At 60.9% G+C, this 12,900-nt stretch carries 13 protein-coding genes and 1 pseudogene; 9 read left to right on the forward strand and 5 right to left on the reverse strand.

What is annotated here, in order from left to right; all coding sequences use genetic code 11:
- Nucleotide 1 precedes the first annotated feature (1 nt).
- From KF794_03285 to KF794_03295, 3 genes are read left to right on the forward strand one after another with little or no spacing between them, the layout of a single operon-like run.
- Nucleotides 2-757: an alpha/beta hydrolase gene (locus tag KF794_03285; GenBank protein QYK45733.1), complete on the forward strand. Its 756-nt coding sequence runs from the start codon at nt 2-4 to the stop codon at nt 755-757.
- 20 nt (nt 758-777) lie between these two features.
- On the forward strand, nt 778-1,998 hold the full coding sequence (locus KF794_03290; protein QYK45734.1) for a cytochrome P450: 1,221 nt from the start codon (nt 778-780) through the stop codon (nt 1,996-1,998).
- Between the two features lie 49 nt (nt 1,999-2,047).
- Nucleotides 2,048-2,752: an SDR family oxidoreductase gene (locus KF794_03295; GenBank protein QYK45735.1), complete on the forward strand. Its 705-nt coding sequence runs from the start codon at nt 2,048-2,050 to the stop codon at nt 2,750-2,752.
- A gap of 72 nt (nt 2,753-2,824) precedes the next feature.
- Here KF794_03295 and KF794_03300 read toward each other — a convergent pair whose 3' ends face one another.
- The 4 genes from KF794_03300 to KF794_03315 form a co-directional block, all read right to left on the reverse strand.
- The gene (locus tag KF794_03300) at nt 2,825-3,496 is read right to left on the reverse strand and encodes a TerC family protein (protein ID QYK45736.1); all 672 of its coding nucleotides are present in this window, start codon (nt 3,494-3,496) and stop codon (nt 2,825-2,827) included.
- An 80-nt stretch (nt 3,497-3,576) separates the two neighbouring features.
- The gene (locus tag KF794_03305) at nt 3,577-3,924 is read right to left on the reverse strand and encodes a hypothetical protein (protein QYK45737.1); all 348 of its coding nucleotides are present in this window, start codon (nt 3,922-3,924) and stop codon (nt 3,577-3,579) included.
- A 104-nt stretch (nt 3,925-4,028) separates the two neighbouring features.
- Nucleotides 4,029-4,640, reverse strand: a complete 612-nt coding sequence (locus KF794_03310) for a response regulator transcription factor (GenBank protein ID QYK45738.1) — start codon at nt 4,638-4,640, stop codon at nt 4,029-4,031.
- Between the two features lie 13 nt (nt 4,641-4,653).
- Nucleotides 4,654-6,297: an MASE1 domain-containing protein gene (locus KF794_03315; GenBank protein ID QYK45739.1), complete on the reverse strand. Its 1,644-nt coding sequence runs from the start codon at nt 6,295-6,297 to the stop codon at nt 4,654-4,656.
- A gap of 179 nt (nt 6,298-6,476) precedes the next feature.
- On the opposite strand from KF794_03315, the gene KF794_03320 reads away from it, so the two are divergent.
- Genes KF794_03320 through KF794_03345 form a run of 6 tightly spaced genes read left to right on the forward strand, consistent with a single transcriptional unit; the run spans nt 6,477 to nt 10,465 of the window.
- Nucleotides 6,477-7,124, forward strand: a complete 648-nt coding sequence (locus tag KF794_03320; GenBank protein QYK45740.1) for a DUF47 domain-containing protein — start codon at nt 6,477-6,479, stop codon at nt 7,122-7,124.
- A gap of 12 nt (nt 7,125-7,136) precedes the next feature.
- On the forward strand, nt 7,137-8,141 hold the full coding sequence (locus KF794_03325) for an inorganic phosphate transporter (protein ID QYK45741.1): 1,005 nt from the start codon (nt 7,137-7,139) through the stop codon (nt 8,139-8,141).
- Nucleotides 8,069-8,569: an NUDIX hydrolase gene (locus tag KF794_03330; GenBank protein ID QYK45742.1), complete on the forward strand. Its 501-nt coding sequence runs from the start codon at nt 8,069-8,071 to the stop codon at nt 8,567-8,569. The genes KF794_03325 and KF794_03330 overlap by 73 nt, the downstream gene beginning before the upstream one ends.
- A gap of 8 nt (nt 8,570-8,577) precedes the next feature.
- Nucleotides 8,578-8,847 (forward strand): GIY-YIG nuclease family protein, encoded by a 270-nt coding sequence (locus tag KF794_03335; GenBank protein ID QYK45743.1) that lies wholly within the window; start codon nt 8,578-8,580, stop codon nt 8,845-8,847.
- 6 nt (nt 8,848-8,853) lie between these two features.
- Nucleotides 8,854-10,092: a TIGR03862 family flavoprotein gene (locus KF794_03340; GenBank protein QYK45744.1), complete on the forward strand. Its 1,239-nt coding sequence runs from the start codon at nt 8,854-8,856 to the stop codon at nt 10,090-10,092.
- Nucleotides 10,093-10,099: 7 nt separating this feature from the next.
- Nucleotides 10,100-10,465: a LysR family transcriptional regulator gene (locus KF794_03345; protein QYK45745.1), complete on the forward strand. Its 366-nt coding sequence runs from the start codon at nt 10,100-10,102 to the stop codon at nt 10,463-10,465.
- A 234-nt stretch (nt 10,466-10,699) separates the two neighbouring features.
- Here the strand turns inward: KF794_03345 and KF794_03350 are convergent.
- Nucleotides 10,700-12,781 (reverse strand): annotated as a pseudogene (locus tag KF794_03350) (TonB-dependent receptor).
- Nucleotides 12,782-12,900: the final 119 nt, after the last annotated feature.

Here is a 12,900-nt window from a genome sequence, read left to right on the forward strand (position 1 = left end):
CATGCTGTTCGCGGAACGCGGCGGGGCGGGCGAGGACTTGCTGGTTCTCCTGCACGGCCTCGGTGCAAACGCGGCCGTTTGGCATCCGTTCACGAAGATTCTCGATCGCGAATGGAGCGGCCGCTGGCTTGCGCCGGATTTTCGCGGTCACGGCCGCTCGGTAAAGCAGGGGCCTTTCACTTTCGAACAGCACGCGGCGGATACGGGCGCGCTGATTCAGGATGAAGGCGCAAAGAATATCATCGTGCTCGGCCATTCCTTCGGCGGCGTGATCGCGGCATTGCTTGGCAGCGGCACATTCGGCGTGCAGCCGCGCGCGGCGCTCGCCTTCGGAGTCAAGATAAAATGGAGCGAGGAAGAGAAAGCAAAAGCGCTCGATCTCGCGAAGCGGCCGGCAAAAATCTTCGCGACGCGCGGGGAGGCCATCGAGCGCTACCTTAAAATGGCAGGCATTTTCGGGATGGTTGATGCCTTGTCGACAGATGCCGAAGCAGGGATCGTCGCGGCCGAGGGTGGATGGAAGATTGCACAGGAGCCGGGAACATTCTTCGCAGTCGAGCAATTGGTGCCCGATGCGCTGCGCCGCGCAAATCCGCCATTGCGCCTCGCCGCCGGTTCCAAGGATCCGATGGTGACGCTCGACGATATGCGTGCCATCGATCCGAACGCATACCTGTTTGAAGGCGCGGGACATAACGTGCATGTCGAAGCGCCGGAGCAGGTCTGGCAATTCGTCAGGCGCGGACTCGCCGGGTAACACGGGAACGGGAGAATACCTTGTCCGTCACTCCTGAGACGCTTGCCGCAAATTTCGATCTCGGCAAATTGCCTGCGGATTTCTATGCCGACCCTTATCCTTATTACGCCGCTTTGCAGGAACACGAACCCGTCAAGCGGATGCCGGACGGCTCCTATTTTCTGACGCGCTACCGGGACATTCTCGGCGTCTATAAAGACACCGATGCTTGCAGCTCCGACAAGAAGGTGGAGTTCAAGCCGAAATACGGCGACTCTCCGCTTTACGAACATCACACCACGAGTCTTGTCTTCAACGATCCGCCGCTGCATACGCGCGTGCGGCGTCTGATCTTCGGCGCGCTGACCGCGCGCGCCATCGCAGAACTGGAGCCGGGCCTGATCGCGCTCGTCGACCGGTTGATCGCAGACATGGCGGAGAAGCGGGACGTCGACCTGATCGAGGATTTCGCGAGCGCGATCCCGGTCGAGGTCATCGGTAATCTGCTCGCAGTGCCGCGCGGCGAGCGCGGGCCGCTACGGGAATGGTCGCTCGCCATTCTCGGCGCGTTGGAGCCGGTGGTGACGCCAGCTGCCGCCGAGCGCGGCAACCGCGCGGTCACGGAGTTCATCGCCTATCTCGAAGGGCTGATCGAGGACCGGCGCAACAATCCCGGCAATCCCGACAAGGACGTGCTGACGAAACTCATTCAGGGCGACGTCAACGGCGAGAAGCTGACCTCGAAGGAGTTGCTGCATAATTGCATTTTTCTCCTCAACGCCGGCCATGAGACGACGACCAACCTGATCGGCAACGGATTGGTGGCGCTGAGCCGCTTTCCCGATCAGAAGCAGCGCCTGCTCGGCGACCCCGGCCTCATCAAGACTGCAATCGAGGAAGTGTTGCGCTTTGAAAGCTCGAACCAGCTCGGCAACCGCATCACGGTGAAACCGGTCGAGATCGGCGGCGTAGCGATGCCGGAAGGGACAAAGATCACGGTCTGCATCGGCGCGGCGAACCGCGACCCGCGCGAGTTTCCCGCACCGGACAAGTTCGATATCGGCCGCGCGCCGAACCGGCATCTCGCCTTCGCTTCCGGCATCCACCAGTGCGTCGGCATGAATCTGGCGCGGCTGGAAGGCGCGGTTGCGATCTCGCGATTCCTTGCACGCTTTCCTTCCTACGAACTGACCGGCGCGCCGACCGGCGGCGGCCGCGCGCGCTTCCGCGGGTTCCTGAAAGTGCCGTGCCGGGTCGCGTAACCGCACGGGATGGGGTATCGCTGCCCGTAATCAATCGGGGAGCCTGAAAATGCCAGAAGAAAAAGTAGCGCTGGTGACGGCGGGCGGCAGCGGAATGGGCGCAGCCTGCGCGCGCAAACTCGCCGCCGACGGGTTCAAGGTCGCCGTATTGTCCTCTTCCGGCAAGGGCGAAGCGCTGGCGAAAGAACTTGGTGGCATCGGCGTCACCGGCTCGAACCAGTCGGCGGACGATCTCGCGCGTTTCGTCGATGAGGCGATGAAGCGCTGGGGCCGCATCGATACGCTGGTGAACAGCGCCGGTCATGGCCCGCGCAAGCCGCTGCTCGAACTGACCGATGAGGACTGGCACCGCGGCATGGAAGTCTACTTCCTCAATGTCGTCCGCGCGGCGCGTCTTGTTACCCCGGTCATGGTGAAGCAGAAGGGCGGCACCATCATCAATATCTCGACCGCGTGGGCATTCGAGCCGAGCGCAATGTTTCCCACTTCCGCGGTCGCACGCGCCGGTCTTGCCGCCTACACCAAGATTTTCGCCGACGACTATGCGCCGCATAACGTACGCATGAACAACGTATTGCCCGGCTGGATCGACAGCCTGCCGCAGACCGACGAGCGCAGGCAGAACGTGCCGATGCAGCGCTACGGCACCAGCGAGGAAATCGCCGCGACGGTTGCATTCCTCGCCTCGCCGGGAGCGGGATACATCACCGGCCAGAACATCCGGGTCGATGGCGGGATCATGCGCTCCGTCTGAGGCGGCGCAAAAAAAACGCCGCGGACGAACCGCGGCGTTCAGGCGCTGAGAGTTTCTGTTGTCTTTATATTGCTAGATCATCTCCGCCAGTCTTCGCGCGACCGGAATAAGTTCCATTACGCCGCGGTAGCACATCTCCAGCGCGACATAGAGGATGACCGCGAGGCCGATATAGGCGATCCAGCGGTGCTTCTGGAGCAGGTTCGCGATGAAGGTCGCGGCAAGGCCCATCAGTGCAACCGAGAGCGCAAGGCCAAATACCAGCACGCCCGGATGATCGCGCGCCGCACCCGCGACCGCGAGCACGTTGTCGAGCGACATCGAGACGTCGGCGATCACGATCTGCCATGCCGCCTGCGCAAAGGTCTTGCGCTTCGCCTTGCCCGCGATCGTGCCGTCGGCATTGACGTCGACATCCGTCAGCGCTTCGTGCGCTTCCTGCTCCTCCTCGTGGCCGCCTTCGCGCAGTTCGCGCCACATCTTCCAGCAGACCCAGAGCAGCAGTACGCCGCCTGCGAACAGCAGCCCGACGATGGCGAGCAGTTGTGTGGTCGCCGCTGCAAAAGCGATGCGCAGCACCGTCGCGGCGATGATGCCGATAAAGATAACCTTGTTGCGTTGTTCCGCCGGCAATCCGGCAGCGGCGAGGCCGATTACGATGGCGTTGTCCGCTGCGAGTACCAGGTCGATCATGATGACCTGAAACAACGCGACCCACGCATCGGCGGGCATAATCATAGTCATGGTCCGAGCCTTGTGTTTATGCAGTCCGACATCGCAGCGCGTGCGCGCTGCCAGAGGGGCCCGGTCCTGCTATGTTGTTCCTAGTTGTTCGTTGCGAGATGTCCGAATAGACCGATGATGTTTTGCGAACCGCTCATCATCCCGGCGGCGAAACCAAACAGCGCGTAAGCACCGGCGGTATCCCAGAGGCCGATTTCTCCGCGCATCACGCGAACACGGAGCAGGGAAGCGGCGAGCGCGATTGCGCCCGCTGCGGCAAGAAGAACGACGCTGGCGGCCGGCAGCACGAATTCCCTTGGCAACATCTGCGCGAGCGCGAACACCGCAACAGCGGCGAACGCGACCAGTGCATAAGGTGCTAAGGGAAAGCGGGCCGGACGCACGGAATTGGCGCGGTGCGAACCCGGGCGAATTCCGAAACTGCTCACGGCGTTTTTCCTGTCGATGGCTGCCCGTTCGATGCGAACAGGCGACGGAAAAACCCTAGAGAGCGGGGCCGTAGAAATGTATTCGTGGGATCAGGGGGGTAGTTTTACGGAGTAATGCGCCCCAGACGGATTGCCTGACGGACGATGGAAGCGACGCTGTCCGCCTGCATTTTGTCCATGATTTCAGCGCGATAGCTCTCCACCGTGCGGGCGCTGATCTTGAGTTCAGCCGCGATTTCCGCGCTGGTCATGCCGACCGCGACACGGTCGAAAATTTCAGTCTGACGCGGCGTGAGTTGGGCGAAGCGCGCGTTGAGCGTCTCGTTGGCGGTCTCGGCATTTCGCTGGTCCAGCAGCTGCGTCATGCAACGGTTGATCGCGGCGACCAGATGCTTGTCGTCCACCGGCTTCTCGATGAACTCGGCGGCACCTGCCTTGATACCGGCGACCGCCATCGGAATATCGGCGTGTCCGGAAATCAGGATCACCGGCAGGCTCGAATCTTTCTTCTGAAGCTCGCGGGTCAGTGCAATCCCGTCGGTTCCGGGCATGCGTACATCGGCCACGATGCAGCCTTGCGGCTCCTCCGGCGGGGAGGCCAGAAAGGCATCGGCAGACTCGTATGTCTCGACGGAAAAGCCAAATACCGTGAGCATTTCGCGCAGTGCATGGCGCACCGCTTCCTGGTCGTCGATCACATAAACCGTCGCGGCCATTGTTACCTAGTGCTTAGGATCCAGCAGGGAGGGAAAAGCGAAACTCGGTCGCGCCCTGTTCTCGCGACGCTACCCATATTTTTCCACCATGTGCCTCGACGATCAACGCGCAAATTGCCAGCCCCAGTCCAAGGCCTTCGCGTTTTGAAGTCACCATCGGCTCGAACAGGCGGTCGAGAATATCGGTCTTGATGCCGGGGCCGTTGTCCGCGATTGCGAATTCCACCCGTGATGGGTCGTCGAATGTGTATGCAGAAAGGGTGATTGTGCCGTTCTCCGGCTTTGCGTCGGCGACTGCATCGATCGCGTTCTGCACAAGATTGAGCAGAACCTGCTGCAACTGCACGCGGTCGCCATGCACGAGCGGCAGATTGTCCGCGTCGCCGAGTCGCAGTCCAACGCCGCGTGTCGTGGCTGCGGTGCGGGCGAGGGCGATGGCGTCTTCCAGCATTTCCTTTGGTTCCAGGGTGCTTAGGCGCGGAGAACCGCGGCGCAGGAAATCGCGCATGCGCTTCACGATGCTGCTGGCATGATCGACTTGCGCGATGGCGTTCGCGAGATTGGCGTCGGCGCGCGGGATGTCGGTTTTCTGCCCGCGCAGCAGTTCCTGCGCCGAGCGCACCAGCGCGCGTGTAGCTGTCATCGGTTGGTTGATTTCATGCGCAAGGACTGTGGCCATGCCGCTGACCAGATTGAAGCGCGCAGCCTGCGCCGCCTCGTCCTGTTTCTCTTTCAGGAGCCGCCGTGCTTCTTCGGCATCATGCAAGGCGTTCTCGCGTTCGCTGACCGTCACGCCGACGATCAGCCCGGCGGTGGTGAGCGCCAGCATCAGGAGCTGCATCTCGGTGAAAGAGCGGTCATCGGCGCCGTAGTATTGCGAAACCGCGACCAGTCCGACCTGCGCGATCGCGAGCGCTGCGCACGCGCCGTCAAGGCCATGCCGGATCGAGGCGGTGAGTACGGGAATCAGCAGCAGGTAGAAATATTTCAGCCCCCCCGGAAAGCCGTTCTCCGCCACGATCCAGAGCGCGCCGAGCGAAAGCGCGGTGTAGAGCGCGAACTCCGCGAACAATTCCGAGTCGATCTCGATGCGCTGCGTCACCAGCCGCAGCACAAGCGGGGCGGCAACTGCGATCCCGATCATGTCGCCGACCATGAACGGAACGAAAGCGCGGGGAATATCCCGCCAGCTAATCTCGGAGTCGAGCAGCAACAGCCCGCAGACCAGAATGACGACTGCAAGCGTCGTGATGAAACCGGAAGAGAGCAGCAACAGCACGTCGCGAAGCCGCTGCAAGCCCGTGTCGATCATCAGGCGCGTTCGCATCAGATGCGCCGCGAATGCAAATACGCTCGCATAGATAGCGGCGATGCCGAGCAGGATCGGCCAGCCGACGCTGGTGCGAAGCACGAATATCTCCGCGATCACTACGCCCGCGAACAGGCTGATCGCATAGCGCGGGCCGGCGGCGACGATCAGGCCGAACAGGAATCCGACACCCGGATTCCATGCCGTGATCGGCACGCCGCGATACTCGTGCAGGTAGCTGATCCACTCCAGCGCGAGATAGATTGCGGTTGCGCCGGCAACGAGCGCCGCCTGCCGCAATCCGAAACCGGGCAGCGTCAGGCTGGCTCGGGCTTCGCTGGTCGTCATGTATTTGATATTAATAGGTTTTTTCTCTCTTTGTCCCGACAGCCTAGCGCACCCGTGAAGCGTAGGCGAACCCGTTTCTAGGCTGCTTACGGACGGGGATAGCGCTGCGGCGTGACGCGGAGGCCCTTGCCGTTCCTGTAAAATGACAGTCCGCGATTCCTTTTTATGTGAGCAGTCCAATGATGCGCTGGTTTCAGGCGTTGATGCCGAAGGAAGAACAGTTCTTCGAAATGTTCTCCAGCCACGCGAAAGTCACCGTTGCCGGCGCGGAAGCGCTGCGCGAACTGCTTTTGCAGGGCGGGGACAAGGTCGAGCATTATTGCAAGATCGTGTTCGACCGCGAGAACGATGCCGATGAAATCACGCGGCAGGTTTTGAAGGCGGTCCGCCGCACTTTCATCACGCCGTTCGACCGCTCCGACATTCAGGACCTCATCACGTCTATGGACGACGCCATCGACCAGATGAACAAGACCGCGAAGATCATCACGCTCTACGAAGTCCGTGCGTTCGACCCGCAGATGCAGCAGATGGGCGAGATCATTCTGGAAGCGGCCAGGCTGGTCGAGCAGGCGGTGCCGTTGCTCAGCGCGCTCGGCAAGAACAGCAGCCAGTTGCATGCAATGACCGAGAAGATCGTCCACCTCGAGGAAAAATCGGACCACCTCCACGATGCAGGCCGCAAGGCGCTGTTCCTCGCCAGCCGCAATGGCAACGCGATGAATTTCATCGTCGGCGGCGAGGTGTACGACCATCTGGAGAAGGTGGTGGATCGTCTGGAAGACGTTGCGAACGAAATCAGTGCTCTCGTCACCGATCACCTGTGACGGGCGGAAGAAATGGACGCCAGCACCAGTCTCTACATCCTGATCGGCTTGATCGCGGTCGCGTTGCTGTTCGATTTTCTGAACGGCCTGCACGACGCTGCCAACTCGATTGCGACTATCGTTTCGACTCGCGTGTTGCGGCCAAAATACGCGGTGATCTGGGCCGCGTTCTTCAACTTCATCGCGTTTCTTTTCTTCGGCCTGCACGTCGCGAACACCGTTGGCACTGGGATTGTCGCGGCCGGAATCGTGGACGAGCGCGTGATCTTCGGTGCGCTGATGGGCGCGATTACGTGGAACGTGATCACCTGGTGGGCCGGAATCCCATCCAGCAGTTCGCATGCGCTGATCGGCGGTCTGCTCGGTGCAGCGGTAACGAAGGCGGGCAGCGTTGCAATCGTGTGGGCCGGCGTCCTGAAAACTTCCGCCGCCATCGTGCTTTCGCCGATGACCGGGTTCTTCCTTGCGCTGGTGCTGGTTCTGGTCGTGTCATGGATCTTCGTGCGCGCGCACCCGCGCGCGGTGGATGGCACCTTTCGCCATCTGCAATTCGTTTCGGCTTCGCTCTATTCGCTCGGCCACGGCGGCAACGACGCGCAAAAGACCATGGGCATCATCGCCGTGCTGCTGTTCTCGACCGGCCATCTCGGCAAGGATTTCTATGTGCCGTTCTGGGTGGTCATCACCTGTCAGTTCTTCATGGGCCTTGGCACGCTCATGGGCGGCTGGCGCATCGTTCATACGATGGGTTCGAAGATCACGCGGCTTACGCCAATGCAGGGCTTTTGCGCGGAGACCGGCGGCGCGATCACGCTGTTCACGGCGACGGGGTTGGGAATTCCGGTTTCCACGACCCACACCATCACGGGTTCCATTGTCGGTGTCGGCGCGGCGCGGCGCGTATCCGCGGTGCGCTGGAACATCGCAAGCAACATCGTGGTCGCATGGGTCATTACCTTGCCTGCTTCCGCTGCTATTGCGTCGCTGGTTTATCTGCTGACGGGGTTGTTCAGTTGAGTCCCGATCGCGCGAAAGCCCAGCAATACGCGGCACTTCCGTTTCGCCGTAAACGAGGCGGTGCGGTCGAGGTGATGCTGGTGACTTCACGCGAAACCCGGCGCTGGATCATTCCGAAAGGCTGGCCGATTAAGGGCGTGACGCCGGGCAACCTTGCCGCGCTGGAAGCGATGGAAGAAGCCGGGCTGGTAGGGCGCATTTCCGAGGAACCGGTCGGCAGCTATCGCTACGACAAGAAGCGTTCCGACGGCTCCGTGATTACTTGCGACGTCGCCACCTTCACGCTTGAAGTCGAACAACAGATGCCGACCTGGCCGGAGAAAAAAGAACGCGAGACGAAATGGTTCGGGGTCGATGACGCGGCGAACGCAGTGCAGGAACCGGAACTGCGCGACATCATCAAGAAGCTGCGCGCGCTGATCAAATAGGCGCGGCGATGACCTGTTTTGTCTATGTGCTTGGCTGCGCCGACCGCCACGGCATCCGTACCTATGTCGGCTGGACCAACGACATTGCGAAGCGCGTGAAGCGCCACAACGGCGGCACCGGCGCGCGCTCGACGCGCGGGCGAAGCTGGACGCTGCTCTATGTCGAATGGCACCTCGACCGCCGTGCGGCGATGAGCCGGGAGTGGTATCTGAAAAGAGACCGCCGGTTTCGCAAACGCCTGAGCGGCGGTCTTGTTTTTTCCAGCCAGGTTTGTTGAAGCGAGATGACGACGCAAGAACCTGTACGCAACACCGTCGTGATCGGCGCCGGTCCCGCCGGATTGATGGCGGCCGAGCAACTGGCGGATGCAGGTGTTGCGGTAACGGTCTACGAGCGCATGCCGTCGCCGGGGCGAAAGTTTCTGCTCGCGGGCCGAGGCGGACTGAATCTCACGCACACAGAAGACTTCGAATCCTTCGTTGCGCGTTACGGCGCTCGCACAACCGCGCTGCGCCCGGCAATCGAGCGTTTCACGCCGGAGATGTTGCGCGCATGGAGCGAGAAGCTGGGACAGAAAACTTTCGCTGGTTCCAGCGGTCGTGTTTTCCCCGAAGCCTTCAAGTCCTCGCCGCTCTTGCGCGCGTGGCTGCGCCGTCTCGATGCGGCGGGCGTCGCTTTCCGGTTCCGCCACCGCTGGCTGGGCTGGAGCGATGGCGAGCTTCTGTTCGACACGACGGCGGGGAAAGCAACAGCACAAGCGGATGCGGTCGTGCTGGCGCTCGGCGGCGCGAGCTGGCCGAGGCTTGGCTCGGATGGATCGTGGCAAGCCATACTGCAGGGAGCGGGCGTGGAAGTTTCGCCGCTGCTTCCCGCGAATTGCGGCTTCAAGATTGGGTGGTCGCCTGCTTTTCGCGAGCGCTTCGAGGGCACGCCGCTGAAGCGGGTTGCGCTGCGCGGCGCGAGAAAAGCTGTTCGCGGCGAAGCGATGATTACCAAAGAAGGGCTGGAAGGCGGCGCGATTTACGCGATCTCATCCGCGTTACGTGAAGAGATACTTTTAAAGGGCAGCGCAACGCTGGAAATTTCCCTCCGTCCGGACCTTTCTGCCGAGGACCTTGAAAAACGCCTGGCTGCGCCGCGCGGCAAACAGTCTTTCTCCAATTTCCTTCGCAAGAGCGTGCAACTGACCCCGGCCGGAATCGCGCTGCTCCATGAAGCGGCCGCGCAGCAATCCCTTCGCGTGCAGGACATGGACGCAAAGACACTGGCTTCGTTCATCCATGCTGTTCCGCTTCTCCTGACCGGCATGATGCCGGTGGCAGATGCGATCTCGACCGCGGGCGGGGTCGGGTTTGCGGGTCTCGACGAAAACTACATGCTTCGCGGAATGCCGGGCGTATTCGCGGCCGGCGAAATGCTCGACTGGGAAGCGCCGACCGGCGGCTATCTGTTGCAGGGGTGTTTTGCGACCGGTTTCGCCGCGGGGCAGGGCGCTGTGCGCTGGCTGCGCGGCATGCGATAAAGCGGAAATGGCCGAGCGAAGAATTTCAATCCGTTTCGATCTGGCGTCGGGTCCGCGCATCGGACCGGGCAAGATCATTCTGCTGGAGGCGATTGCGGAGACAGGCTCGATCTCGGCGGCGGCGCGCCGGCTCGGCATGTCCTACCGGAAAGCCTGGCTGCTGATCGACGCCTTCAACAAAACCTTCAACCAGCCCGTCATCAGTACCGAAACCGGCGGCGAGCAGGGCGGCGGCGCGAAGCTCACCGATACCGGACGCGAAGTGATCAGGCTGTTCAAACAGCTTGAAACCAAGGCCGCGTCCGCGACCGAAAGCACGCTGCTTGCATTCGACAAGCTGGTCGACGCCGCGCCTTCGTCCAAGAAGAAATAGCTTCTGCAAAATGAAATATCCGGAGGTCGCTGACGGCACGCGCCAAGCGATGCTCCGGATAGCGTCCAGCGGAGGGAAACCACTCTCTCAGCCAGTAGCGATATGTATAGCAGAATATAACGGGTTGCGCAAATGGATTTTGCGTTGTCGTTTCTTGCAGGCTAGGCAAGCTGCGAAAGCGAAGCGGCGCGAGGATTACCTCGCGCCGCCCGTACCCGGTAAGGGATGTGAAGGCTAGAACGTCGCGCGCATCTTCGCGAAGAATGTCCGGCCCTGTTCGGGCAGGCCGTCCGCCAGTTCGAAATGCTTGTCGAACATGTTGCGGACGCCGGCCGTGATGTCCGCGTTATGGCGGATCCGGTATCTCGCAGTCAGGTTCACCAGCATGTACGAACCCGTCAGGTAATAGGCGCCGACAGCAGGCGCCGGATTCTGCACCACTTCGGTCCAGCGGCTGCTCGCGATTTCCACGCTCGGAATGATTTCGAGCTGCGAAAGGGCCTGATAGTTGAGGAACATATAGGCCTTGTGTTGCGGCACGCCGGTCGGACGGAATGTGGTGTTCACGGTATCGGTGATCTCGCGCCGGATAAACGTATAGTTCGCCCCAAATTGCAGATCGCCGGTGATGCGGGTCTCGCCGGAAATCTCAAACCCGTAGAAATAACCATCGCCGACGTTCTGGAACTGCGTGGTGTTGGCCGGGTTCGGCGGCGTTGGCAGGCGAACGGACTGAATGAAATTCTTCATGTCGCTGTAGAACACCGCGGTTTCGATCTTGGTGTCCGGGTTGAAGCGATATTTCCAGCCGAGTTCGTAATTGGTGGAGCGTTCAGGCCCGAGGTCCGGGTTGGGAAGTGCCGTGCCGAAGCGCGTGCTGAACCGCTCGAACAAGGTAGGGAAGCGGCTGCGCTACGAAACGCTGGCGTGCACTTGTCCCGCCGTTGAGTAGCGCCAGACCAGCATCGACTGCCAGTTGAACGCATCGCTCCCACCGAGCGGATAATTATAAAGACCGAGCACGGTCGAATATTCCTCGACGCGCTGCAGCTTGTTCTGGTCGTAGCTGACGCCGGCGATCCAGTCCAAGTCGCGGTTGACGTGGAACGTATTCTCGGCCGCGATCGACCAGGTCTGCTCTTTCTGCGTCTGTACCGGTTCGATGTTCCTGTTGACCGGATCGGTCGGACGGTTGTCGTTGTATTCCTTGTGCGTGTCGTAGCGGATGTGGAACGCCGTCTTCAGCGTATTTCTCGGAATGATCTGTGTTCCAGCCTCGATGCTCGCACCATAGGCGGTGTCGTTGTAATAGCTGTCGAAGCGGCCGTTAGCGCTCTGCGTCGTGTAGGTGATGTTGTCGTAGGCCGAGAGCAGGTTGTCGAACGTGTTGTAGTAAAGCTTGGTCTTTACGTAAGACACTTCGCCGATTTTCGTATTGGAGTGGAAGCTGACGTTCTGGATGTTCCAGTATGGCCAACGCCAGAATCCGTTCGCAGGAACGGGAGGGTTATTGCGCACATGGAGCGGCGCGCCTTTTTCGCCTTCCTGCTTGATGTAGTTGAAGACGTATTCGTCGGTGTCGTTCGGCGTGAAGCCGAGCTTGAAGTTGGCCCGCCAGTCGCTCGAATCCGAATTAATGCGGCGGCCGCCGTCTTCGAGGCTGCCCGGAACCGGCTGATACTTGCGCGATAGCGTCCAGTAGTCCTGATCGACCACCGCGATGCTGCCTTGCAGGTAATAGCGTTCCTGCAATGTGCCGAGTCGCGCGTATGTCTGCCAGCCATTGAAATTGCCGCGGTTATCCAGGTTCATGCCTGCGGTGACTTCGCCCTCGAAGGGCTTTGTCGGCTTTCGCGTGACCAGGTTGATCCAGCCGCCCATGCCCCCAGGACCATTGAGCACCGAGGCATAACCTTTCTCGACCTGAATCTCGGCGAGATCTGGCGTGATGAATCGGTTGTAGTCGAGCCGGTTATCGGCGGGCAGATAGACCCGGACACCATCGACGGTGAGGGGTACCTGCCAGCGGCCGAAGCCGCGTACGAAAATATCACGCTCGTTGCGGCGCGCGTTGCTGTCCATCGTCGCGTTCACGCCGGGAATGTTGGCGAGCGCATCGTCAAGCGTGACGGCATTGCGCACGTATAGCTGCTCGCTGGAAACCGTGACGCCTGTAGGAGAAACGGTCGAGCCGGGTTGGCTCGCAGTAATCGTGATGGTGCCGAGATTGAACACTTCATTGCTCTGCGCGAATGCAGGCTGAGAGCAACAGATAGCCGTAGTGGATAGAAGAATCGCTGAGAGAGAAACGCGCATAACGCCCCCGGTCACAGGCTTTTGCCTTGCCTAGTTTTTTGCTGACCGGCTCCCTCGAGCCTTGAAACGCGCATCCCAGCCCGGATTGACGCGTTATTTACGTTATATCTTGGGAAATA

The sequence above is a fragment of the Xanthobacteraceae bacterium genome (assembly GCA_019454205.1).
Taxonomy (GTDB): Bacteria; Pseudomonadota; Alphaproteobacteria; order Rhizobiales; family Xanthobacteraceae.